Raw genomic sequence first — 25,018 nt, 5'->3', positions numbered from 1 at the left:
TTATGACAAAAAAATCGCTTGAAAAAGCAACCTTTGCGGGTGGATGTTTTTGGTGTATGGTGAAGCCTTTTGATACACAGCCGGGAATTGAGCGGGTTGTTTCGGGATATACAGGCGGACATACTGTAAATCCAACCTATAAAGAAGTATGCAGTGGAACGACTGGTCATACCGAAGCCATTGAAATTACATTTGATCCGGCTGTTTTTCCATATGAAAAATTAGTCGAAGTATATTGGCAACAAACAGATCCAACTGATGCGGCAGGTCAATTCGTTGATCGCGGAGATTCTTATCGCCCCGTTATTTTTTATCACAATGAAGAACAAAAAGAGATTGCTGAAAAATCAAAAGCAGCTCTTGCCGCAAGTGGCAGATTTAAAAAACCAATTGTCACCGAAATTGCTAAGGCAGAAATTTTTTATCCAGCGGAAGAATATCATCAAGATTTCTACAAAAAAGAAAAGGCGCACTACGAAGGTTACCAAGTTGCTTCTGGTCGTGCGGCGTTTATTGATACAAACTGGAAAGGGTGAAGTCAAATGGATGAAAAGCAAAAAAGTGAGCGATTAAAACAACTCACCAAACTGCAATATAATGTAACTCAAAAAGCTAGCACAGAACACCCATTTAAAAATGAATTTTATGACAATCAGGCGGAAGGGATATATGTTGATATAGTTTCAGGAAAACCATTATTCTCCTCAAAAGATCAGTATGATGCTGGTTGTGGTTGGCCTAGTTTTACAAAGCCGATTGATGCTAAAGAAATAATTGAAAACAAAGACCGCACGCATGGCATGGTTCGAACAGAAGTCAAATCAGTAGAGGCGGATTCTCATTTAGGCCATGTTTTCCCAGATGGACCGATAGATAAGGGTGGACTTCGATACTGTATAAATTCAGCAGCACTTAGATTTATTCCAACTAATAAACTAGAAGAAGAAGGCTATAAAGAATATAAGCAAATCTTTGAATAAACAAACAATGCCAGAAGATGAAATTCGTATAATTGTATCGCGAAATCATATTCTGGCATTATTATGAAAAGGAGCGATAATTATGTTGAAAATTGCAGTTATAGGGCTTGGCGGGATTGCCCAAAAAGCATATCTACCTGTTTTTGCAGAAATGGAGAACGTTGAGGTACACCTTTATACACGTGATGCGCAAAAACTAAAACATTTAAGTGAGAAGTATCGTTTTGATCATTACCATCAAAGTATTGATTCCCTGGTTGCTACCGGAATTGATGCAGCATTTGTTCATTCAGCAACTAAAAGTCATCCAGAGGTTATCCGGGCATTTTTAGCGCACCAGATTCCTGTTTATGTGGATAAACCAATTGCTGATAATATAGAAGAAGTGGAAGAATTAACTACTTTAGCAAAAGCACAAAACACCATGCTGATGACAGGCTTTAATCGACGCTATGCACCAAAATACCAAGAATTAAAAACACAAAAAGAGATAAATATGATTGTCATGCAAAAGAACCGCGCATCCCAACCTGGCGTTCCACGTACGTTTATTTATGATGATTTTATCCATGTACTTGATACAGTGCGTTATTTATTAGATGTAAAAATAGATCAAATGAACGTTTTTCCGGTTTGGCAAAATGAATTACTAGCGAGTGTAACTGTCCAAATTACTGCTGGAAATAAAGTAGCAACAGCTATAATGAATCGTGATAGCGGTGTAAATGAAGAGCGTCTTGCAGTAATGACACCAAACGCAAAGTATGAAGTGGAGAATGTTACAGAGACGCATATTTATGAAGGCACAACAGAACGATTTGAGCGATTTGGAGACTGGGAAACAACGCTCCATAAAAGAGGTTTTGCACCAATTATTCATTCATTTTTAAATGCGGTTCGTCGTGGGGAGAAGTCACCAATTGCGGAAGAAGATGCGTTAGAAACACACCGGCTTGCAGAAGAAATTATACGCCAATTGGAAAATTAACTTTATTTTTCAAAGGAAATCAACTATAGTTAAAGCATAAAAAGAGCGGGAGTGTGTTGTACGTTGGGAAGATCATTTTATCATTTTTTAATGACATATCGGGACCCGAAACTAACAGATCAAAAAACGGAATTTGCCAACAATGCATACCGAGATCATAGTTTTCCAAAACAAACAAGAAATTATCATATTCTATGTGATTATTTGGAGTTTAATGCACCCTATTTGCCGGGAATGTCTATTTTCGATGAACTGTGGGATGCTTATTTGTTAGATGAAGAGAAAAATAAACACTAGGAGGAAAAAGGATGAGCGTACATATTGAAGCAAAACAAGGGGAAATTGCCGAAACAATATTATTACCGGGAGACCCGCTGCGAGCGAAATACATTGCTGAGACTTTCTTAGAAGAGGTTGTTTTATTTAACCAAGTAAGAGGAATGCTTGGTTTTACAGGGACATATAAAGGAAAGAGAGTTTCTGTAATGGGTACAGGCATGGGAATTCCTTCTATTTCTATTTACGTTAATGAATTAATCCAAAGTTACGATGTGAAAAATTTAATTCGGGTTGGTACAATGGGAGGAATTCAAGCAGATGTAAAAGTTCGTGATGTTGTCATTGCCCAAGCTGCTTCAACAGACTCACAAATTAATCGCAACATATTTAATGGGGTAGATTTTGCGCCAGTAGCTGATTTCTCATTGCTAAAAAAAGCTTATGATGCTGGTATAGAAAAAGGATTATCTATCAAAGTAGGAAATGTTTTTTCAGCGGATCGTTTTTACAATGATCAGTTAGACAAAGAGCAATTAGCAGATTATGGTGTACTTGGAATTGAAATGGAAGCAGCAGCACTTTATACATTAGCACAAAAATATGGTCGTCATGCATTAGCTATTTTAACTGTAAGTGATCATATCTTTACTGGTGAAGAAACGTCTGCTGAAGAACGACAAACGACTTTTAATGATATGATAGTTGTAGCTTTAGAAGCTGCTATAAAATAATAGAATGATAAACTAGATATAGCTTAAAGTTCATAGGAAGGTTGATAAACATATATGAGTTCTTTATTATCAATTGCTTTAGCCGTTAGTCTTAGTTGTGTGCATACAGTAGAAGATCTATATTTCGGCGGGCAAAATGCAGAGCCAGTTGCAGAAGTGAATCAAAAAACAACTAGCGATAACAACAAATTAGCTGAATTAGAGAAAGATCCACTTTATCCTTATATTGACAAACAAAATAAATTAGTTGAAAAAAATGGGATTCAGTATATTGAAAACGAGGAAAACATGCTTGTACTTGCCAATAAAGATTATTCCTTGCAACCGACATATACCCCCCCAGATTTAGTTAGACCAAATGTAACTTTCTCTTTTGGGGAAGAAAAAGTGGAAAAAGCCCAAATGAGAAAAGAGGCTGGAACAGCACTAGAAGAGATGTTCCAAGCGGCAAATGAGAACGGTCATAAACTTTTTGCCGTTTCTGGCTATCGTTCTTACCAGCGTCAACAAGAGGTATTTCAAGCAGAAGTAAATTCCAAAGGGGATGCCAAAGCAAGAGAAGCTGTAGCCTACCCAGGAACAAGCGAACACCAAACAGGGCTTGCAATGGATATTTCGTCTGAAAGCCAGTCGTACGAGTTAACCGATGCTTTCGGTGAGACACCTGAGGGTAAGTGGTTAGAAGAAAATGCTCATCATTACGGTTTTATTCTTCGCTATATGAAAGGGCGAGAAGATATCACGAAATATCAATATGAATCGTGGCATTATCGTTATGTTGGGAAAGATGCCGCTACAATAATTTACGAAAATGATTGGACTTTAGAAGAATTTTTTAATCATGTCAATGCACTACAAAAGAAAGTAGATGCTGCCAAATAGCAAGCTTTTCAAACCATAAACATTTCGATGTTTATGGTTTTTTTATTGAATTTAAAATTAAATACTTGCAAAATATACCTATAGGGGGTATAGTGATAATTGTAGAAACAAAGGAGGAAAAAAGATGAAACATGACCAACCGATTGTTCCACGGAAAGAGGAGGAAACGAAATTACTTCAAAATCGTTTGCGACGTATCGAAGGACAAATTAGAGGTATTGCTCAAATGGTCGAGGATGATAGATACTGTACAGATATTTTAGTGCAAATTTCAGCAGCAAATAAAGCATTAAAGAATGTTGGCTTACAAGTACTAGAACATCATACAGCACACTGTGTTGTGGATGCAGCAAAAAATGGAGAAGAGGATGTAATGGAGGATTTACTTCAAGCTATTCGTCAATTCTCTAAAACGTGAGGGGGAAATTCAAATGGAAGAGAAATATGTTAGACAGGATTTAAATGTGTTTGGGATGACCTGTGCTGCCTGTTCTACAAGAATTGAAAAGTCATTAAATAAAGCGGATGGGGTTGAAAAAGCCAATGTGAATTTAGTGACTGAAAATGCCGCTGTTTATTATGATCCAGAAGTGACAACACCAGAGGAACTCATTAAAGTTGTAAAACATGCTGGTTATGATGCAGCAGAGAAAATGTCTAAAGAAGAAAAAGATGCTGTACTAGAGAAAAATTTCCAAAAAGAAGTACGTCGGTTTGTACTTTCCGCCATTCTTTCTTTACCACTTTTATTAACAATGGTTACACATATTCCTTATATTCATGAAATGGCGTTTGCAGAAACTATTGGCAACTGGATTACACCAACTGTACAATTAGTGTTAGCAACAATTGTTCAATTTTATATTGGCTGGCGGTTTTATGATGGTGCATATAAAGCTTTACGTGGTAAAAGTGCCAATATGGATGTTTTAGTAGCACTAGGGACTTCCGCAGCATACTTTTATAGTGTAGTAGAGTATATTCGTCATATGATTGATCCAAGTGTCATGCCACACTATTATTTTGAAACAAGTGCTGTGTTGATTACTCTGATTTTACTTGGGAAATTACTTGAGTCTCATGCAACTTCTAGAACAACGGAATCAATTGCAGGTTTACTTGAATTACAAGCAAAAGAAGCAACTGTTATTCGTGAAGGAAAAGAATGGTTAGTTCCGGTAGATTCCCTTAAAATCGGTGATATTATTTTAGTTCGTCCTGGTGAAAAAGTACCAATGGATGCAGAAATAATTTCAGGGGAAACAAGTGTTGATGAAGCGATGATTACCGGAGAACCAGTTCCTGTTGAAAAGAAACCTGGTGATTCTGTTATTGGTGCAACAATTAACTTTGATGGCGCCTTCCAAGCTAAAATCACTAAACGAATGGAAGAAACAGTCTTAGAGTCAATTATTCGCTTAGTAGAAGAAGCGCAAGGTATTAAAGCACCAATTCAACGTTTAGCAGATAAGATTTCTGGGATTTTTGTACCAATAGTACTTGGAATCGCAGCTATAACATTTATCATCTGGTACATTGTAACTGGAACGGTAGACGGCTCTCTGGAAGCTGCAATTGCTGTATTAGTTATTGCTTGTCCCTGTGCGCTCGGTCTAGCAACTCCTACAGCTATTATGGCTGGAACTGGTAAAGGTGCAGAAAGTGGGATATTATTTAAAGGTGGCGAACATTTAGAACGTACTTCCAAAGTAGATATGGTTGTTTTTGATAAAACTGGTACTTTAACAGAAGGAAAATTAGAAGTAAGTGATAAGAAAGCTGCTCATGACCAATTTTTCCCTTATCTGTTTTTAATGGAACAACAGTCTGAACATCCGATAGCAAAAGCAATCATTCAAATGCTAGAAGAGGAAAATATCGATACATCCATGATTAAACAAGGCAGAATTCGTGCTAAAGCTGGACACGGAATGACCGGGAATCTAAATGAACAAAAAATAGAACTCGGAGCTTATCGTTATATTTCTTCACTCACAACGATTCCAAAAGAAGAAGATGCATTAATAGAAAGTTGGATGCATGCAGGTAAAACAGTTGTCGCAATGGCAATTGATGGTGTATATGCTGGTGCGCTCGCATTATCAGATACACCGCGACCAGAAGCAAAAGAAGCAATTCAAAAATTACGAGCACAAGGAATAAAAATAGCTATTTGTTCCGGCGATCAATCTGTTGTCGTAGAAAATATGGCAAAAGACTTAGGTACAGATATGTTTTTTGCAGAGCAGTTACCAAATGATAAAAGTACACTAGTAGAAAAATTACAAAAAGAAGGACATATCGTTGCCTTCGTTGGTGATGGGATTAATGATGCTCCAGCGCTTGCAGCAAGTGATATTGGGATAAGTATTGGTACAGGAACAGATATTGCGATTGAAACTGGTGATGTCACACTCGTTAGTCATCGTTTAACACTTATCCCTGAAACAGTAGAACTTTCTAGAGCAACCATGCGCAACATTCGTCAAAACTTTTTCTGGGCACTCGCTTATAACTGTGCGGGTATCCCAATCGCGGCACTTGGCTTGTTAGCACCATGGGTTGCTGGACTTGCAATGGCATTTAGTTCCGTTTCCGTTGTAACTAATGCTTTACGACTAAAAAGATATAAATTCAAATCATAGGAGGAAATAAAAATGGAAAAACTAACTTTAAAAATTGAAGGTATGACTTGTGGACACTGTGAGGCAAGAGTAACAAAAGCATTGGAAGAAGTAGCAGGTGTCACTAATGTAAAAGTATCTCTAGAAGAAGGAACAGCAACCGTTGAATTTGAAAATGGAAAAGTAACAGAAGACACTTTAATCGACGCGGTAGAAGAAGCAGGTTATGAAGTAGCTTAATTAGTAAGCAAGAGGGATTCAGTGATGAATCCCTCTTTTTTGTAGTATCCGAAAAAAAGATACCAAAATGTAGGGAAAACTGGTAAAATAAATGAGTTAAATAAAATGTGTTAGTTGTAGTTGCATTTTACATAGAAAGTGGTGAACAGAGGATGGAACAACCCCCACAACAAAATGAAAAAGACAAAGAACCAAAACAAGGACCAGGTAATGGTTATGTGAAAATGAAATTATTTCCTTTTATCATGCTATTATTTGCGTTTGTATTCATTACCGCATTAGTAACGACGATTGTTACTTCAGTAGGGGATGATAAACAAGTAAAAGTAACCATTCCAGAACGAAAAGAATTTACTAAATTATACGACGTTTATGACGAAATTACATCTAAGTATTACAAAGATACCGATTCCACTAAAATGGTGGATGGGGCGATAACTGGAATGGTAAATTCACTAGAGGACCCCTATTCTAGCTTTATGTCAAAAAAAGAATCCAGTGAATTTAATGATACCATTTCTTCTAGTTTTGAAGGGATAGGCGCAGAAATTCAAGAAAAAGATGGAGCGATTACTGTTGTTTCGCCAATCAAAAACTCTCCCGCTGAAAAGGCCGGACTACAACCGCAAGATGTGATTACTAAAGTTGATGGAAAATCACTAAAAGGTGATACCGCAACAGAAGCAACACAAAAAATTCGCGGTGAAAAAGGAACAAAAGTAACACTAACTATTCAACGTCCCAGTGAAGATAAACCATTTGACGTGACCATTACTCGAGACGAAATTCCAATTGAAACGGTCTATAAAGAAATGGGAAATGATAAAATTGCCCACGTGACTATTAGTACTTTTTCAGAAACAACCTATGATGAATTAGAAAAAGCACTTAAAGCACTTGAAAAAGATGGAATGAAAGGTCTTGTAATTGATTTGCGTGGGAATCCAGGCGGTCTATTAGATCAAGCTGTTTCTATCTCCAGTTTATTTGTTCCAGATGGTAAGGTTGTTGTGCAAGAAGAAACTAAAGATGGTGAAAAATCAGCAATAAAAGCCGATAGTAGCTCGCATGACGGCTATAAAGTAAAAGTACCGACTACAATGCTAATTGATGGCGGAAGTGCTAGTGCATCTGAAATTCTTGCCGGCGCTGCAAAAGAATCTGGCGGAATAAAACTCGTTGGTGCGAAGTCGTTTGGAAAAGGAACTGTTCAAACGGCGACTACTTTGTCGGATGAGTCTACACTGAAACTTACCATTGCTAAATGGCTAACACCAGATGGCGAGTGGATTCATGAAAAAGGTATCACCCCAGATGAAGTGGTTAAAATGCCTGCTTATGCAACAATGACTATACCTTCTTCGTCCAAAGTTTATCAAGTGGATGATTTCGGTGATGATGTAAAAACAATAGAAACATTGCTTAAAGCGCTTGATTATAATGTTGGTAAAGTAGATGGCCTATATGATTTAGATACTAAATATGCGGTCGAACGATTCCAAGCAGCTAATAAATTGGACGTAACAGGAATTATGACAGGTGTTACAACAGATAAATTAGTAGAATTAACCCAAAAACATTTAAAAGAAAACGATCCTCAATTACAAAAAGCAAAAGCCTTGGTGAAATAAGTCGACAACTTTTTTGAAAACAGGAGGTAACTAAATGGAAACCTATTTAGAGATTGAAACATTAATCAAACGAATTTTTAATAGTTTTCGCCATGAAGTAGAAGCTGTTCTAGATAAAAGATTAAGCGGAAGTGAGTACCGCGTGTTAAGTTTGATTTCCAGTGGACTAACAAAAACCTCAGAGCTAGCAAAAGCACTAGATGTATCTGCTAGTCATATCACTGCGATTACAGATACATTAGTGGAAGAAGCCTACATTACACGTCACCGTTCGGAAGTAGATAGACGGATAATCGAACTTCGACTAACACCTGAAGCAGAGAAATTTGTAAAAGAAATTGATAAAAAGAAAAAGGAAATGATTGTAAAACGATTTGCTGTTTTTTCTGAACAAGAACAAGCAGAATTTCGTCAGTTGCTAAAAAAATTAGCTGATGGTGCTAACCAATAAAATAGTTTTTCCCGTAGTTTTTAATAAGCTACGGGATTTTTTTATGTATTTTTACTTTACAACGAAAGCAATCTTCGTTATACTTCTATTTAAAGTTGTTCCAGGGAAACAATTTTAGTTAAGAGTAAATTTTAGTCTTAAGGGAAAAGGAGAGTTCATATGAATATTCAAAATCTAACAATATCCTATAAACAAAAAGTTGCAATAGATAATGTATCACTTCAAATAGCATCAAGTAAACTAACTGGAATAATTGGTCCAAATGGTGCCGGGAAATCCACTTTATTAAAAGGGATGATGGGACTGATCCCTAGAGAAAATGGTCAAATAATATTGGATGGAGTACCACTTTCTACTTGGAAGAAAAAGATTGCTTACGTTCCTCAAAGAAGTGAGGTGGATTTAACCTTTCCAATTACTGTGTTGGATATGGTTCTACTTGGGACATATCCAACACTTGGACTGGTAAAACGGCCAGGAAAAAAAGAAAAACAAATTGCATTAGAGGCACTAGAACAAGTTGAAATGACCTCCTTTCGAAAACGACAAATTGGAGAGCTTTCTGGTGGACAATTACAACGGGTTTTTATCGCACGAGCATTAGCGCAACATGCAGAAATTTTCTTTTTAGATGAACCTTTTGCCGGAATTGATATGACGAGCGAAGCGTTGATTATGAAATTATTAAAAAAATGGAGGGATAGTGGAAAAACGATAGTCGTCGTTCATCATGATTTTCATAAAGTAGCTGCTTATTTTGATGAAATTATTTTACTCAATAAAAAATTAATTGCTCATGGACTAGTTGAACAAACTTTTACAGAAGATAATATTAAAACGGCTTATGGTGATGCACCAATCGCCTTTGCAGAGGGGGTATAGAGATGCTTTTTTTAGAAGGATTAATGCAGTATAGTTTTTTACAAAAGGCGTTGATTACATCGGTTACAGTAGGAATTGTTTCAGGCGTAATTGGAAGTTTTATTATTTTGCGAGGAATGTCGTTAATGGGGGATGCGATTTCCCATGCAGTACTACCAGGTGTAGCGATTTCTTATATGCTTGGAATTAATTTCTTTATTGGTGCAGCTACATTTGGAATTGCCGCAGCACTTGGAATTGGTTTTGTAAATCAGAAAAGTCGAATTAAAAATGATACGGCAATCGGCATAGTTTTTAGTGCGTTTTTTGCGCTAGGAATCATTTTAATATCTTTTGCAAAAAGTAGTACTGATTTGTACCATATATTATTTGGAAATGTGCTGGCTGTTCGTAGTTCGGATATGTGGATGACGATTGTAATTGCAATTATTGTAATCTCATTTGTAGCAATATTTTATAAAGAGTTTTTAGTCAGTTCTTTTGATCCAGTGATGGCAGAAGCATACGGACTAAATGTAAAATTTTTGCATTATTTTTTGATGCTTTTACTAACATTAGTTACAGTATCTGCTTTACAAACTGTTGGAATTATTCTTGTTGTGGCAATGTTAATTACACCAGCAGCAACTGCTTATTTACTTACTAATAAGTTATCCAAAATGATTATTCTTGCATCTTCTTTTGGGGCAGTGAGTGCAATTGTAGGTTTGTACTTTAGTTATATTTTTAACTTAGCTTCTGGGGCGGCGATGGTTTTAGTCGCAACGATTTTATTCTTTATTGCCTTTTTATTTGCACCAAAACAAGGCGTATTATTTTCAAAAAAGAGGGAGGTTGTCGAATGAAAAAAATGATTGTTATTTCACTCGTTTTATTAATAGTTGTACTTGCAGGTTGTTCATCAGAAGAGAAACAGACAGCAAAAGATGGGAAATTAAATGTGGTTGCAACTTATTCGATTTTAGCAGATATTGTCAAAAATGTTGGTGGAGACAAAATTGCATTGCATAGTATCGTTCCGGTTGGGGTGGACCCGCATGAATATGATCCACTGCCAGCAAATATTCAAAGTGCTGCCGACGCCGATTTAATTTTTTATAACGGTTTGAATTTAGAAACTGGAAATGGCTGGTTTGACCGGATGCTAGAAACCGCCAATAAATCTCGAGACGATAAAGACCAAGTGGTGGAGTTAAGTAAAGGTGTAAAACCAAAATATTTAACCGAGAAAGGAAAGACATCAGAAACCGATCCCCACGCATGGTTGGATCTTCATAACGGGATTATTTATACAGAAAATGTACTTGATGCACTAGTAAAAGCAGATCCGGATAATGCTACTTATTATAAGGAACGTGCGGAGAAATATATTACTAAACTAGCCACTCTTGATAAAGAGGCAAAACAAAAATTTGCTGACTTGCCAGAAAATCAAAAAACATTAGTAACAAGTGAAGGAGCTTTTAAATATTTTGCAGCTAGATATGGTTTAAAAGCAGCCTATATTTGGGAAATTAACACAGAAAGCCAAGGGACGCCAGAACAAATGAAACAAATAGTAGGCATTGTCGAAAAAGAACAGGTTCCGAATTTATTTGTGGAAACTAGTGTGGATCCAAGAAGTATGGAAAGTGTTTCTAAAGAGACAGGGGTACCTATTTTCGCCAAAATTTTTACAGATTCTACAGCAAAAAAAGGAGAAGTTGGAGACACTTACTTAGAGATGATGCGTTATAATTTAGATAAAATTCATGATGGCCTCGCAAATTAAAAAGAGAGGCAGAGACAGTTTTTCCCCTCAAAACCCAATTTTTGGGGGAGGCAAAATTCTCTGTTGTTCTTTTTATTGTAATGCAAGTTTTCGTTCTGTTTTCCGGACACGGATGGACAAAATAATTGCGGCAACGAATAGACCAGTACTTAAGCCAATCCAATAGCCGAATGGTCCTAAGTTCGTAAATGATAGCCCATAACCTACTGGAAGACCAATTATCCAGTAAGAAATAAAAGCAACTACCGAAGTAATGGCAACATCTTTATAACCTCGCAGCGCCCCAAGAACAGGGGATAATACGGCATCAGCAAATTGAAATAAAATCGCGTATACAAGAAATTGCATAATTAAATCAATCAGCGCTGGATCATCGGTATAAAAACCAGCAATCGTTTCTCGGAAGAAAAATAATATTGCCCCATTTAAACAACCTATTAAAATCGCAGCGGTCATTCCAATATGACGATATTGTTTTGCATCGGTTAAACGTTTGGCACCTGTTTCGTACCCACCAAGAATTGTTAAAGTGGAAGCAACACTAAGCGGAAAGGCGTAAAGAAGCGTACAAACACTATTAGCGGATTGGTGAGCCGCAATCGTTTCCGTCCCAAATGCCCCCATTAAAATCGTTACCGCTGAAAAGATACTTGTTTCAAATAAAATTGTGAGGCCATTCGGAACACCAATACCAATAATTTCTTTCATTTTGGAAAAGTGAATCGCTGTAAATCCTTTAAAGATACCAAAATTGCGCAACCTAGCTTGAGATTGAATTAAAATAACACTGACTAAAACTACTAGCCAATACGTTAAACCTGTTGCATATCCACTACCTGCTCCTCCCATTTCTGGAAAGCCAAAGTTTCCAAAAATAAAACAGTAGTTTAAAAAGATATTAAAAGGAACCGTACAAAGCGTTATTAACATTGTTACTCTAGTTAGTCCAAGTGAATCAATAAATGATCGTAATATAGCAGAAATAAAAAAAGCAGGTATTCCAATACAAATCCCATTTAAGAAATGGCGAGCAATCGTTGCTACTTCCTCTGTAATTGGCATATGCGTTAGAATAGTTGGGACAATCAAGAAATTAACAAGTATTAAAATTATAGCTAAAATAATGGCAATATAAAGCCCGTTATGTACGGTGTTTTTCACTTCTTTTTCTTTTTTTGCTCCAATTAATTGCGCCACAATCGGTGTAATCGCCATAAGTAATCCTGAAAAGGCTGCATTAATAGGCGACCAAAAAGAACTTCCAATTGCCACACCAGCAAGCGCCTGGTTAGAATAGTTCCCGCTCATTGTTGTATCAAAAAAGGTCATTGAAAATAAGGTTAGTTGTGTAATCACAATTGGCGAGAAAATGATTAAAAACTGTTTCCATTTTGCGCGATAAGTAGCTGTTTGTTGCAAATAATCATCTCCTTTAACATCACTCCAAATTATAGCATAAAATCTGGCGTTTGGTGGCGCAACGAAAACTTTTACTTTCCCATAACTACTATCTTTGCTATAATGGAGGTCTGTGGCAGGGGCATTACTCTGCGGGTTGGGAGAGGGACAATTTCATAATGAGGGAAAAGTATGCAGAAATTTTTCAACAAAGTATTTCGGCTGAACGAACATAAGACCAATATCCGGACAGAGTTTTTGGCTGGTATGATTGGCTTTTTTACGGTGACATATATTATTGTCGTAAATAGTTCGATTTTAGCTGAAGCGGGAGTTCCTTATCAAGGCGCAATACTGGCGACGATTTTTATCTCGGCAGCAGGCTGTTTGATTATGGGGTTTTGGTCTAATGCACCACTTATTATAATTCCAGGTATGGGGATTAATGCGCTCTTTGCGTATAACCTTGTAGGTGGAATGGGACTAAGTTGGCAGGTAGCGCTTGCAGCCGTCACAATAAGTGGATTGCTATTTATGATTCTTGCATTTACACCACTTGCGGGAAAACTAAATCAAGCCATTCCGCTAATTTTAAAGCAAGCTATTACCGTTGGGCTTGGTTTATTTTTAATCTTTCTAGGGCTGGAAAAAGGCGAAATTGTCACACGCGGAAAGCATAGCATTATCGCGCTTGGAGATTTAGGTGACCCATTTGTTTTAGCAACGCTTGTGACACTTTTACTTACGATGATTCTTATTATTCGTAAAGTTCCTGGGGCTTTCTTATGGAGTTTAATAATAGGAACGATTGTAGGTGTATTATTTGGCATCACAAATACGACCAGTGCGACGAAATTAAGTGTAGCACCATGGAGTGATGTGTTGTTTAAAGGCGATTTTTCCGGAATGGCGAGTATTAACTTTTGGAGTGCTGTTTTTACGATGACAATGGTTATTGTGTTTGAAACAGTTGGTCTAACAAATGGTCAAGTTAGGCAGCTAAAACAAACCGAGAAATTACCACGAGTCTTAAAAGCAAGCTCTTTCACTGTTTTTTTATCTGGCTTATTTGGAACAAGTCCAACCGTTTCCGCATTAGAAAGTGGCTCTATGGCAGCTAGTGGAGCAAAAACAGGTCTTGCAAGTGTAACAACGGGGCTTTTCTTTATTGCCTCACTGTTCTTAATGCCAGTGATATCTTTTATTCCAAATAGCGCGATTGCACCAGTTTTAATTGTGATTGGGATGTCCATGCTACAAGAATTTAAAGAAATGGACTTATCAAGTGCGGCAGAGACTTTTTCAGCATTACTTATTATTGTGCTTATCCCATTAACGTATAGTATTGCAGACGGAATTGCGGCTGGTTTTATTGCGTATCCAATTCTTCGTGTTTTTACGAAAAATAAAGAGCGAACTTCACCAGTCATGTATGTAATTGCTGCTTTATTTTTGCTTCAATTTATCATACAATAACTAAAGAAGTATGGCGCGCTTGTTGTTTCGACTTGCGCGCGCATACTTTTATCTAACCGATGTGAAATGAGGGTTCGGAAAATGTATTATTATCTAATTACCCTAGCCGTAATTGCGCTAGATCAATTGACTAAATGGATTGTTGTTCAAAACATGGAAATTGGTCAAAAAATAGAAGTTATCCCTGGTTTTCTATACTGGACAAGTTACCGTAATAACGGAGCAGCTTGGAGTATTTTAGAAGGGCATATGTGGTTTTTCTATCTTATTACTGTTATTGTTATTGGAATTATAATTTATATTATGCAAAAATATGCCAAAGGGAAACGACTATTTTCTGTTAGTTTAGCGTTTATTTTAGGTGGTGCAATTGGTAATTTTATCGACCGGGTTTTGCATCAAGAAGTAGTAGATTTTGTCCAAACTGTATGGGGGAATTATTATTTTCCTATTTTCAATGTGGCAGATGCCTCGCTTTCAGTTGGTGTCGTACTGATGCTCGTGTATGTTTTTATTGACGACCGCAAAACGAAAGGAATTAAATAATGCAGAATGAAAGATTAATTATAGAAGAGAGTCATGCACGTGAACGGATTGATAAAGCAGTTGCTGAATTAACTGGAAAAAGCCGTTCAGCCATTCAATTAATGCTGAAAAGTGGAGATATTACTGTAAACGGAGAAGTAGCTAAGCCCAATTATAAAGTACAAGTTGGTGATGAAATTCTGCTAGAAGTTCGTGAACCGGAAGAATTAGAAGTACTAGCAGAAGATATTCCGCTAGATATTTACTTTGAAGATAAAGATATGCTTGTTGTAAATAAACCTGAAGGAATGGTGGTTCATCCTTCAGCGGGACATGCGAGTGGTACACTTGTTAATGCGCTTCTTTTTCATTGTGATGATTTATCGGGTATTAATGGCAAAATTCGTCCAGGGATTGTCCATCGTATTGATAAAGATACTTCTGGATTACTTATGGTGGCTAAAAATGACCATGCGCACGAATCGCTTGCTAAACAATTGAAAGATAAAACTTCTGATAGAGAATATATAGCACTGGTTCATGGTGACATTGTTCACCAAAAAGGAACTATTGAGGCTCCAATCGGACGTGCAAAAGAAGATCGTCAAAAAATGGCTGTAGTTCGTGATGGCAAGGAAGCAAGAACTCATTTTGAAGTTATTGAACGATTAGAAGGTTATACACTTATTAATTGTAAACTGGATACAGGTCGAACACACCAAATCCGTGTGCATCTAAAGTATATTGGACATCCACTAGCTGGTGATCCTAAATATGGTCCTAAAAATACGATAAAGGGTAATGGTCAATTTCTTCATGCAGCAAAATTAGGATTCGACCACCCAACAACTAAGGAACGTATGACATTTGAAGCACCGCTACCAAGCTCTTTTGAAGCCGCATTAAAAGCGTTGCGTCAAGAACCATAATAAAAATTGAAGCAAAGTGCTTTTAAAAAAAATTAGCAGAAATCTGATATAATCCATTTAAAAAGATGGCTTTATTTATTGATTTCTGCTTTTTATGTGCCTGCATTTTTAAAATGACATTTCGTTAGTTTTAGTGATGTTGAATTTATCTGTGGTTCATTATAGCGAATAATAATGGCATCATTATAAATGCAAATAAAACGAAGAGAGACTCTACTGCAAGGAAGAATAGTTAAAAGAGGCAGGGAGATTTTCAATGGTTTTGCGGAGAAAACGGGGAAACTTAAAAAAAGCCACAAAAAAAGAATCATCTATTTGGCGATTCTTCTCTTTCTTACTATAAAGATACCCTTTTTTTGTTTTTGTTTGTTTGGAGCTTAAATCAATTAGCGCAAAAGGGCTTCTTTTGATTTCTGGATTTAAATGGCCATCGCGGACTAATTTTTGGCGCTGTTTTTTTGCTTTAGATGTAGCCATAAGTTTGGCCTCCTTTATTTTAATATTATTAGTATAACATAGTTTGGATTTTTTTATTGACAATGAAAGTTCAATCAGGTAAGATTAGTTTAATGAAATAAAGTCCTTTAACATAGTCCAGAGAGGCTAAGAAGGTGACGATAATTGACGGGATATTTATATACTCGTACACGTTCCCTTGCTTATACTGGCAGAGGGTTATTTTTTTGCACAAAAGGAGCGATTTCGGATGCAAAAACAAGTAGTTGTCATGGATGAAGCAGCAATCAAACGCGCGCTTACTCGTGTAAGTTACGAAATTATTGAGCGAAATAAAGGTACTCAAAATTTAGCTCTTGTTGGCATTAAAACACGAGGTATTTATTTAGCGCAAAGACTTCATACACGTATTCTTGAAATCGAGGGAATAGATATTCCAGTTGGCGATATTGATATTACCCTTTACCGAGATGATTTATCTTTCAAAGATGATGCCACTCGAGAACCCGCTGTCCATGGTACGAATATTCCTTTTGATATCAATGGAAAGAAAGTAGTACTTGTCGATGATGTGCTTTATACCGGTCGAACAGTGCGTGCCGCAATGGACGCGCTAATGGATGTGGGTAGACCAGCACAAATTCATTTAGCTGTTCTTGCAGATCGTGGTCATAGAGAACTGCCAATCAGAGCAGATTATGTTGGGAAAAATATACCAACGTCTGGGAATGAACGAGTGGAAGTTCGGCTAACGGATGTAGATCATGCAGAAGATGCAGTAATTATTAACAAAAACGAATAAATGTAACACTTTTTTAAAAGCAGTCCTGTGAGGCTGACAAAGAGTGATTAATTTCTATAGGGGATTATTCTATACTCTTTGTCCATTGCAGACAAGGGGTATTTTTTATGAGAAGAGAGGGGAAAAATGACAGAAACAATCGAAAATACAACAAAACCAGTTCTTGACATCCATGAAAAACCAAGTCTAAATAAATGGATTATCCTTAGTATTCAACATCTGTTTACCATGTTTGGTTCCACTATTTTTGTACCAAGTGTGACAGGTTTAAGTCCAGGAGTTGCGCTTGTATCTAGCGGACTCGGGACGCTTGCATATTTAGTAATTACTCGTGGGAAGATTCCTGCATATCTTGGCTCCTCGTTTGCGTTTATTGCACCAATTACTGCTCTTTTGGCAGCAAAATCCGGTGGAGGTCCTGGTGCGGTAATGGTTGGAACCTTTTCAGTCGGAGTAGTTTATGCGATTGTTTCGCTAATTGTTTATTACGCAGGGGTTGACTGGATTCATAAAGTGTTACCGCCAATTGTAGTTGGACCAGTTATTATGGTTATCGGTTTATCACTTGCTCCAAGTGCCGCAGCGATGGCAATGGGCACAAACAATGGGACTTATGATTTAAAAACACTTGGAGTTGCGTTAATCACGTTACTTGCAACGATTATTGCTATGATGTTTTTCAAAGGTTTTATGGGCTTGATTCCAATTCTTTTCGGTTTTACAGTGGGTTACTTAGCAAGTATGGCTTTTGGAATGGTCGACTATACATTAATTAAAAATGCTTCCTTCTTCCAAATTCCCGATTTCACTATTCCATTTGTGAATGTTGATCCAGTTGTTACGATTTCGGTTGTTCTAAGTATGGCGCCACTTGCTTTTGTCACAATGGCTGAACATATGGGACATCAATTATTACTAAACAGAATTACAAATAAAAATTTCTTTAAAGATCCAGGACTTCACCGTTCGCTTCTTGGGGATGGTACTGCTTCGATTATCGCATCGCTAGTCGGCGGACCACCAGTAACTACTTACGGCGAAAACATTGGTGTCTTGGCAATTACAAAAGTATATAGTGTGTTTGTTATCGGGGGAGCGGCAGTATTCGCCATCCTGTTTGGCTTTATTGGCTACATTAATGCCGTAATTACTTCTGTTCCATCAGCAGTTCTAGGTGGAATTTCTCTGCTACTTTTCGGAGTTATTGCAACAAGTGGGCTTCGAATGATGATTGAAAACCAAATTGATTTAAGTATCAATCGAAATATGATTATTGCTTCGGTTGTGCTTGTTGTTGGAATTGGTGGTTTATTCATTAAAGCTGGAACTTTTGAGCTTTCTGGTATGGCTCTTGCAGCAGTAATTGGGATTATCTTAAATCTAGTTTTACCAGCCAAACATAAATCAGCATAACTCACACTTAACAAAAAACCTCTGCAGAAAGTACGATTCAGAGGTTTTTGTATAAAAAGAAACGGAAAAGGTGGCGCTCAAGGATGAAAAATTTAGTATCAATGGAAGCTTTATCTATCGCTGAAATCGAGCAGTTATTAGAACAGGCGGCACTGTTTAAACAAGGAAAAAAAGCAACTTTTAATGAACAAGCCTTTGCAGTTAATATGTTTTTTGAACCGAGCACAAGAACGCTTACTAGTTTTGAAGTAGCGGAGAAAAAACTAGGTATGGAAGTGATTTCCTTCGATGCAGCAAGTTCTAGCATGACTAAAGGAGAAACATTATACGATACACTTCTTACGATGCAGGCGGTTGGCGTGAATGTGGCAGTTATTCGACATTCAGAAGAAAATTACTATGAAGGACTTAGGAATTTAGATATCGCGCTTGTAAATGGTGGAGATGGCTGTGGTGAACATCCTAGTCAGTCTTTACTTGATTTATTCACGATTAAAGAACAGTTTGGGACTTTTCAAGGGTTGAAAGTCGCGATTGCTGGAGATATTCGACATAGTAGAGTAGCCAACTCCAATATGAAAGTTTTAAAACGTCTTGGTGCAGAGCTATTCTTTTCAGGACCAAGAGAATGGTTTGATGAAAGCTACTTAAAATTTGGAACTTACTTACCAGTAGATGAAATCGTTGAAAAAGTAGATGTTATGATGCTTTTAAGGGTACAGCATGAGCGACATAGTGGAACAGAACAATTTACAAAAGAAAGTTATCATACTAAATTTGGACTAACAACGGAACGGGCTGAAAAATTAAAAACAAATGCGATTATTATGCATCCAAGTCCTGTAAACCGTGACGTCGAAATTGCAGATAGCTTAGTGGAATGCGAAAAATCACGCATTGTTACGCAAATGACAAATGGCGTTTTTATAAGAATGGCGATATTAGAATCGATTTTAAAAGAACAGGAAATGAGGGCGAAATCATGTACGTATTAAAAAATGGACAAATTCTAAATGAAGCAGGCGAACTAGAAAGTAAAGATATATTGATTCAAAATGGAAAAGTGAACTTAATTGCTGATTCAATTGATGTAACTAGTGGAGAAGTATTTGATGCATCTGAAAAAGTAATTGCACCAGGCTTTATCGATGTTCATGTACATCTTCGTGAACCAGGCGGAGAACATAAAGAAACCATTTTGACTGGAACAGAAGCGGCCGCACGTGGTGGTTATACAACTATTTGTTCCATGCCAAATACGAAACCTGTCCCTGATTCCAAAGCAAGAATGGAAAGTTTACAAGCATTAATCCAAGAAACAGCTAAAGTTCGTGTTTTACCTTACGCTTCGATTACAACAAGTCTTGGAACAGATGAATTAGTTGATATGGAAGCTTTAACACAAGCGGGAGCCTTTGCTTTTACAGATGACGGTGTTGGTGTACAACTTGCTGGTACAATGTATGAAGCAATGAAGCAAGCTGCAAAACTGGATAAAGCGATTGTGGCACACTGTGAAGATAATTCGCTTATTTATGGTGGTGTTGTACATGATGGTGCTTTTGCTAAAAAAGAAGGCCTAAAGGGAATACCAAATATTGCTGAATCCGTTCAAATTGCTCGGGATGTGTTACTTGCAGAAGCAGCTGGTTGTCATTACCATGTCTGCCATATTTCTACTAAAGAATCTGTTCGTGTTGTTCGAGATGCTAAACGAGCTGGAATTCGCGTAACCGCAGAAGTTTCACCGCATCACTTAATTTTGGATGAAGAAGATATTCCAGGTAATGATGGAAATTGGAAAATGAATCCACCACTAAGAAGTAAGGAAGATCGTGCGGCGCTGTTAGCCGGTTTACTAGATGGAACGATTGATTTTATTGCTACAGACCACGCACCACATGCAGCAGAAGAGAAAAATGTACCAATGGAGAAAGCAGCATTTGGCATTGTTGGTTTAGAGACAGCTTTCCCATTGCTTTATACTCATTTTGTAAAAACAAAGGAATGGACATTAAAACAGTTGATTGACTGGATGACCGTGAAACCTGCGGAGTGTTTTGAACTTCCTTATGGCAAATTAGAAGAAGGCGCAGTAGCAGATATTGTTGTCCTTGACTTAGAAAAAGAAAGCAAAATTGATCCAACAACATTTTATTCAAAAGGTCGAAATACACCATTTACAGGAGAAACTTGTTTTGGCTGGCCGGTAGCAACTTTTGCAGAAGGAAAATTGGTTTATAATGAGGGGGAAATAAAATGAAAAAGCGGATTTTAATGCTAGAAGATGGCAATTACTTTATTGGTGATGCGATTGGTAGTGAAAAAGAAACAATCGGTGAAGTGGTGTTCAATACAGGAATGACAGGTTATCAAGAAACAATCACCGACCCTTCTTATTATGGTCAAATTATTACATTTACCTATCCACTCGTTGGAAATTATGGCGTGAACCGCGATGATTTTGAATCGATTAATCCAGCAGTGAAAGGCGTTGTAGTTAGAGAAGCAGCTGAATATCCATCCAACTGGCGCAACCAACTTACTTTAAATGAATTTTTGAAAGAAAAAGGTATTCCGGGAATTGCTGGAATTGATACGCGTAAGTTAACCAAATTGATTCGTAAAGAAGGCACTCTAAAAGGAATTCTAGCTGCTGAAACAGCTAATAAAGAAGAATTACTACATCATTTACGCTCGGTGCGCTTACCAATTGATCAAGTACATGAAGTTTCCTCTGCAAAAGCGTTCGCAAGCCCTGGAGATGGCAAACGGGTTGTATTAGTAGATTATGGCGTGAAAAGTTCGATTTTACGAGAGTTAAATAAACGTAATTGTTATGTGACAGTAGTTCCTTATAATACGACGGCAGAAGAAATTTTATCCATGCATCCAGATGGCGTGATGCTTTCAAACGGACCAGGAGACCCGAAAGATGTTCCGGAAGCGCTAGAAATGATTCGCGGGATTCAAGGTAAGTTACCACTGTTTGGAATTTGCTTAGGACATCAATTATTTGCCCTAGCGAATGGCGCGGATACTTTTAAACTGAAATTTGGTCATCGCGGCGCAAATCACCCAGTAAAAGAACTAGCAACAGGACGGGTTGATTTTACAGCTCAAAATCATGGTTACGCGGTCGACAAGGACTCTCTACTAGATACTGATTTGAAAATAACACATATTGAAATAAATGATGACACTGTGGAAGGGCTTGCTCATAAAGAATTCCAAGCATATACAGTGCAATACCATCCAGAAGCAAATCCAGGACCAAGTGATGTTAATTATTTGTTTGATGAATTTATGGAAATGATGAATGTAAAAGAGGAGGGTGAACTACATGCCTAGACGTGACGATATAAAAACGATTTTAGTTATCGGTTCTGGTCCAATTGTAATTGGTCAAGCTGCCGAATTTGATTACGCTGGAACGCAAGCTTGTTTAAGTTTAAGAGAAGAAGGTTACCGAGTGGTATTAGTTAACTCTAATCCGGCAACTATTATGACCGATGCAGAAATGGCTGATAAAGTCTATATCGAGCCAATTACGCTTGACTTTGTATCACGTATTATTCGTAAAGAACGTCCAGATGCAATATTACCAACACTTGGTGGACAAACAGGATTGAATATGGCAATGGAGCTTTCTGAAGCTGGAATTTTGGCAGAATGTAATGTTGAAGTACTTGGAACAGATTTAACAGCTATTAAAAAAGCAGAAGACCGGGAAGCATTTCGTGATTTAATGAATGAACTAGGAGAACCTGTACCAGAAAGTGATATTATCCATAATTTGGACGAAGCTTATAATTTTGTAGAAAGAATTGGTTATCCAGTAATTGTTCGTCCAGCATATACGCTTGGTGGTTCTGGCGGTGGGATTTGCCATAATGAACAAGAACTAATTGAAACAGTAACGAGTGGTTTAAAACTCAGTCCAGTGACGCAATGTTTACTTGAAAAAAGTATTGCTGGTTTTAAAGAAGTGGAATATGAAGTGATGCGAGATGCAAATAATAATGCGATGGTTGTTTGTAACATGGAAAATATTGATCCAGTAGGCATCCACACTGGTGATTCTATTGTTGTGGCACCTAGTCAAACCTTAGCTGATCGTGAATACCAACTACTTCGCGATGTATCACTAAAAATTATCCGTGCTTTAGAAATTGAAGGTGGTTGTAATGTACAACTTGCGCTCGATCCTGATAGCTACAATTACTATGTTATTGAAGTAAATCCACGTGTGAGCCGTTCATCTGCTCTAGCATCGAAAGCAACAGGTTATCCAATTGCCAAACTAGCCGCGAAAATTGCGGTTGGATTAACGCTTGATGAAGTGAAAAACCCTGTAACAGGAACTACTTTCGCTCATTTTGAACCTGCACTTGATTATGTGGTTGCTAAGATTCCACGGTTTGCTTTTGATAAATTTGAACAAGCAGATCGTCGTTTAGGAACACAAATGAAAGCAACTGGGGAAGTAATGGCAATTGGTCGCTCATGGGAAGAAGCACTTTTAAAAGCTGTTCGCTCGTTAGAAGTTGGCGCTAATCACCTTTTATTAGAAGAAGCAGAGAATGCGGATGCCGAAACATTGGAACGTAAAATTTGTTTCCCAGAAGATGACCGTCTGTTTTTCTTAGCAGCAGCACTTCGTCGTGGGCAAACAATCGAACAACTCCATGAAAAGACAAAAATTGATTTATTCTTCCTTTATAAATTAAGCAAGACAATTGAATTAGAAACACGTATTAAAGAAAATCCAAACAATTTAGAAGTGTTAACAGAAGCCAAACGAGCAGGATTTTCTGATGCATACTTAGCGACTTGTTGGAACATATCTGAACAAGAAATTTATGACATTCGTAAAAAACAAAATATTTTCCCTGTTTATAAAATGGTTGATACTTGTGCAGCAGAATTTGAATCAACTACACCATATTTTTATAGTACTTATGAAGAAGAGAATGAGTCTACACGCTCTGCCAAAGAAAGTGTCATTGTGCTTGGATCAGGTCCAATCCGAATTGGGCAAGGGGTTGAATTCGACTATGCAACAGTGCATTCAGTATGGGCAATTCAACAAGCTGGTTATGAAGCAATTATCATTAATAATAACCCAGAAACGGTTTCAACAGACTTTAGTATTTCTGATAAGCTTTATTTTGAACCATTAACACTTGAAGATGTTATGCACGTGATTGAAATCGAACAACCAATTGGCGTTGTCGTTCAATTCGGTGGTCAAACTGCCATTAATTTAGCAGACGGATTATCCAAACGTGGCGTAAAAATTCTGGGAACAAGCTTAGAAGATACAGATCGTGCCGAAAACCGAGATGCTTTTGAAAAAGCACTAGAAATTTTACAAATCCCGCAACCAGCTGGGAAAACAGCCACTTCTGTAGAGGAAGCAATTAAAGTAGCAACAAATATCGGTTACCCAGTGCTAGTTCGTCCATCTTATGTACTTGGCGGTCGAGCAATGGAAATCGTGGAATCAGAAGAAGCATTGAAACATTATATGACAAACGCTGTAAAAGTAAATCCTAAACACCCAGTTTTAGTAGATCGTTATGTTAGCGGACAAGAAGTAGAAGTGGATGCCATTAGTGATGGAGAAAACGTTCTTATCCCTGGAATTATGGAACATATTGAACGTGCAGGCGTCCATTCAGGAGACTCCATTGCTGTTTATCCAGCGCAACGTCTTAGTGAAAATGTGAAAAACACAATTGTTGATTATACGACTAGACTTGCCACCGGATTAAATATTATCGGGATGCTTAATATCCAATATGTGGTGGACGGTGAAGAGGTTTTCGTTATCGAAGTGAATCCACGTTCCAGCCGAACCGCGCCATTTTTAAGTAAAATTACTGAAATTCCAATGGCTAATGTGGCAACTAAAGTCATTCTTGGAGAAAAACTAACCGAGCTTGGATACACACCAGGGCTTGCACCAGAAAAACAAGAAATTTTCGTGAAAGTACCCGTGTTTTCTTTTGCGAAACTACGTAGTGTAGATACTTCATTAGGACCTGAAATGAAATCAACAGGGGAAGTTATGGGGAAAGATGTCACACTGGAAAAAGCTCTTTATAAAGGTTTTGTTGCAAGCGGAACAACCATGCATGATTATGGAACAGTGCTTTTAACAGTAGCTGATCGTGATAAAGAAGAAGCAGTAGAGTTGGCAAAACGCTTTAACCAAATTGGCTTTACAATCATGGCAACTAAAGGAACTGCAAGCACTTTGGATGAAGCGAAGATCCCAGTTTCACAAGTGAAAAAAATCGGTGAAAATCAAGAGACGCTCATTGATTACATTCGTAGTGGTCAGGTAACACTTGTAGTGAACACTTTAACAACAGGTAAACGTCCTGAGCGAGATGGTTTCCAAATTCGCCGTGAGTCCGTTGAAAATGGGATTCCAGTTTGTACTTCGCTAGATACCGCAGAAGCAATCTTACGTGTACTAGAATCACGCTCTTTTGAACTTGAAGCGATGAATACAAGTGTCGTAAAACAACCAAAAGCATATATTTAATATA

The 25,018-nt window shown here is 37.5% G+C and carries 25 protein-coding genes; 23 read left to right on the top strand and 2 right to left on the bottom strand.

Annotated elements, in window-relative coordinates:
- Positions 1-2: 2 nt before the first annotated feature.
- The 14 genes from msrA (at position 3) to HCJ50_RS02640 (ending at position 11,459) form a co-directional block, all read left to right on the top strand.
- Entirely contained in the window at positions 3-536 is a 534-nt protein-coding gene (gene msrA, locus HCJ50_RS02705) for a peptide-methionine (S)-S-oxide reductase MsrA (RefSeq protein ID WP_185345152.1), read from the top strand.
- A 6-nt stretch (positions 537-542) separates the two neighbouring features.
- A complete protein-coding gene (gene msrB, locus HCJ50_RS02700) occupies positions 543-980 on the top strand; it encodes a peptide-methionine (R)-S-oxide reductase MsrB (protein WP_185345150.1) in 438 nt (145 codons plus the stop codon).
- Between the two features lie 82 nt (positions 981-1,062).
- Complete coding sequence (locus HCJ50_RS02695; RefSeq protein ID WP_185345148.1) at positions 1,063-1,968, top strand: Gfo/Idh/MocA family protein; 906 nt, start codon at positions 1,063-1,065, stop codon at positions 1,966-1,968.
- A 63-nt stretch (positions 1,969-2,031) separates the two neighbouring features.
- Positions 2,032-2,265 carry a YozE family protein gene (locus HCJ50_RS02690; protein WP_003720177.1) on the top strand — a complete coding sequence of 78 codons (234 nt, stop codon included), beginning with the start codon at positions 2,032-2,034 and terminating at the stop codon, positions 2,263-2,265.
- An 11-nt stretch (positions 2,266-2,276) separates the two neighbouring features.
- Positions 2,277-2,978 (top strand): purine-nucleoside phosphorylase, encoded by a 702-nt coding sequence (gene deoD, locus HCJ50_RS02685; RefSeq protein WP_185345146.1) that lies wholly within the window; start codon positions 2,277-2,279, stop codon positions 2,976-2,978.
- Positions 2,979-3,032: 54 nt separating this feature from the next.
- The gene (locus tag HCJ50_RS02680; RefSeq protein ID WP_185345144.1) at positions 3,033-3,860 is read left to right on the top strand and encodes a M15 family metallopeptidase; all 828 of its coding nucleotides are present in this window, start codon (positions 3,033-3,035) and stop codon (positions 3,858-3,860) included.
- Positions 3,861-3,984: 124 nt separating this feature from the next.
- Positions 3,985-4,278 carry a copper-sensing transcriptional repressor CsoR gene (gene csoR / locus HCJ50_RS02675; RefSeq protein ID WP_185345142.1) on the top strand — a complete coding sequence of 98 codons (294 nt, stop codon included), beginning with the start codon at positions 3,985-3,987 and terminating at the stop codon, positions 4,276-4,278.
- A 13-nt stretch (positions 4,279-4,291) separates the two neighbouring features.
- A complete protein-coding gene (locus HCJ50_RS02670) occupies positions 4,292-6,505 on the top strand; it encodes a heavy metal translocating P-type ATPase (RefSeq protein WP_185345140.1) in 2,214 nt (737 codons plus the stop codon).
- A 12-nt stretch (positions 6,506-6,517) separates the two neighbouring features.
- On the top strand, positions 6,518-6,724 hold the full coding sequence (locus HCJ50_RS02665; protein WP_185345138.1) for a CopZ family metallochaperone: 207 nt from the start codon (positions 6,518-6,520) through the stop codon (positions 6,722-6,724).
- Positions 6,725-6,876: 152 nt separating this feature from the next.
- Positions 6,877-8,355, top strand: a complete 1,479-nt coding sequence (locus HCJ50_RS02660) for a lmo1851 family serine protease (protein ID WP_185345136.1) — start codon at positions 6,877-6,879, stop codon at positions 8,353-8,355.
- Positions 8,356-8,389: 34 nt separating this feature from the next.
- Complete coding sequence (locus HCJ50_RS02655; protein WP_185345134.1) at positions 8,390-8,806, top strand: MarR family winged helix-turn-helix transcriptional regulator; 417 nt, start codon at positions 8,390-8,392, stop codon at positions 8,804-8,806.
- Positions 8,807-8,965: 159 nt separating this feature from the next.
- On the top strand, positions 8,966-9,688 hold the full coding sequence (locus tag HCJ50_RS02650; RefSeq protein WP_185395467.1) for a metal ABC transporter ATP-binding protein: 723 nt from the start codon (positions 8,966-8,968) through the stop codon (positions 9,686-9,688).
- 2 nt (positions 9,689-9,690) lie between these two features.
- Positions 9,691-10,533, top strand: a complete 843-nt coding sequence (locus HCJ50_RS02645; RefSeq protein ID WP_185345130.1) for a metal ABC transporter permease — start codon at positions 9,691-9,693, stop codon at positions 10,531-10,533.
- Positions 10,530-11,459: a metal ABC transporter substrate-binding protein gene (locus tag HCJ50_RS02640; protein WP_185345128.1), complete on the top strand. Its 930-nt coding sequence runs from the start codon at positions 10,530-10,532 to the stop codon at positions 11,457-11,459. The genes HCJ50_RS02645 and HCJ50_RS02640 overlap by 4 nt, the downstream gene beginning before the upstream one ends.
- A 72-nt stretch (positions 11,460-11,531) precedes the next feature.
- Here the strand turns inward: HCJ50_RS02640 and HCJ50_RS02635 are convergent, their stop codons facing one another.
- A complete protein-coding gene (locus HCJ50_RS02635; protein WP_185345126.1) occupies positions 11,532-12,878 on the bottom strand; it encodes an MATE family efflux transporter in 1,347 nt (448 codons plus the stop codon).
- Positions 12,879-13,049: 171 nt separating this feature from the next.
- Between HCJ50_RS02635 and HCJ50_RS02630 the strand changes: the two genes are divergently transcribed.
- The 3 genes from HCJ50_RS02630 (at position 13,050) to HCJ50_RS02620 (ending at position 15,787) form a co-directional block, all read left to right on the top strand.
- Entirely contained in the window at positions 13,050-14,333 is a 1,284-nt protein-coding gene (locus HCJ50_RS02630) for an NCS2 family permease (protein ID WP_185345125.1), read from the top strand.
- 81 nt (positions 14,334-14,414) lie between these two features.
- Positions 14,415-14,879 (top strand): signal peptidase II, encoded by a 465-nt coding sequence (gene lspA, locus HCJ50_RS02625; RefSeq protein ID WP_185345123.1) that lies wholly within the window; start codon positions 14,415-14,417, stop codon positions 14,877-14,879.
- Positions 14,879-15,787: an RluA family pseudouridine synthase gene (locus tag HCJ50_RS02620; protein ID WP_185345121.1), complete on the top strand. Its 909-nt coding sequence runs from the start codon at positions 14,879-14,881 to the stop codon at positions 15,785-15,787. Before lspA ends, HCJ50_RS02620 begins: the two co-directional genes overlap by 1 nt.
- Before the next feature lie 213 nt (positions 15,788-16,000).
- Here the strand turns inward: HCJ50_RS02620 and HCJ50_RS02615 are convergent, their stop codons facing one another.
- Positions 16,001-16,264: a hypothetical protein gene (locus HCJ50_RS02615; RefSeq protein ID WP_185345119.1), complete on the bottom strand. Its 264-nt coding sequence runs from the start codon at positions 16,262-16,264 to the stop codon at positions 16,001-16,003.
- Positions 16,265-16,493: 229 nt separating this feature from the next.
- Between HCJ50_RS02615 and pyrR the strand changes: the two genes are divergently transcribed.
- From pyrR to carB, 6 genes are all read left to right on the top strand, one after another.
- Positions 16,494-17,045, top strand: coding sequence for a bifunctional pyr operon transcriptional regulator/uracil phosphoribosyltransferase PyrR (pyrR, locus tag HCJ50_RS02610; RefSeq protein ID WP_003720158.1), 552 nt, complete (start codon positions 16,494-16,496; stop codon positions 17,043-17,045).
- Positions 17,046-17,171: 126 nt separating this feature from the next.
- On the top strand, positions 17,172-18,458 hold the full coding sequence (locus HCJ50_RS02605; protein ID WP_185345117.1) for a solute carrier family 23 protein: 1,287 nt from the start codon (positions 17,172-17,174) through the stop codon (positions 18,456-18,458).
- Between the two features lie 83 nt (positions 18,459-18,541).
- Entirely contained in the window at positions 18,542-19,453 is a 912-nt protein-coding gene (locus HCJ50_RS02600) for an aspartate carbamoyltransferase catalytic subunit (protein WP_185345115.1), read from the top strand.
- On the top strand, positions 19,441-20,721 hold the full coding sequence (locus tag HCJ50_RS02595) for a dihydroorotase (protein WP_185345113.1): 1,281 nt from the start codon (positions 19,441-19,443) through the stop codon (positions 20,719-20,721). Before HCJ50_RS02600 ends, HCJ50_RS02595 begins: the two co-directional genes overlap by 13 nt.
- Positions 20,718-21,809 carry a carbamoyl phosphate synthase small subunit gene (locus HCJ50_RS02590; RefSeq protein ID WP_038407554.1) on the top strand — a complete coding sequence of 364 codons (1,092 nt, stop codon included), beginning with the start codon at positions 20,718-20,720 and terminating at the stop codon, positions 21,807-21,809. The genes HCJ50_RS02595 and HCJ50_RS02590 overlap by 4 nt, the downstream gene beginning before the upstream one ends.
- A complete protein-coding gene (gene carB, locus HCJ50_RS02585; RefSeq protein WP_185345111.1) occupies positions 21,802-25,014 on the top strand; it encodes a carbamoyl-phosphate synthase large subunit in 3,213 nt (1,070 codons plus the stop codon). The genes HCJ50_RS02590 and carB overlap by 8 nt, the downstream gene beginning before the upstream one ends.
- Positions 25,015-25,018: the final 4 nt, after the last annotated feature.

Origin of the sequence: Listeria immobilis (genome assembly GCF_014322765.1) — a bacterium.
GTDB classification, from domain to species: Bacteria; Bacillota; Bacilli; order Lactobacillales; family Listeriaceae; genus Listeria; species Listeria immobilis.
The sequence above is the reverse complement of the archived record's forward strand: the minus strand, read 5'-3'. Positions and strand labels throughout refer to the sequence as shown.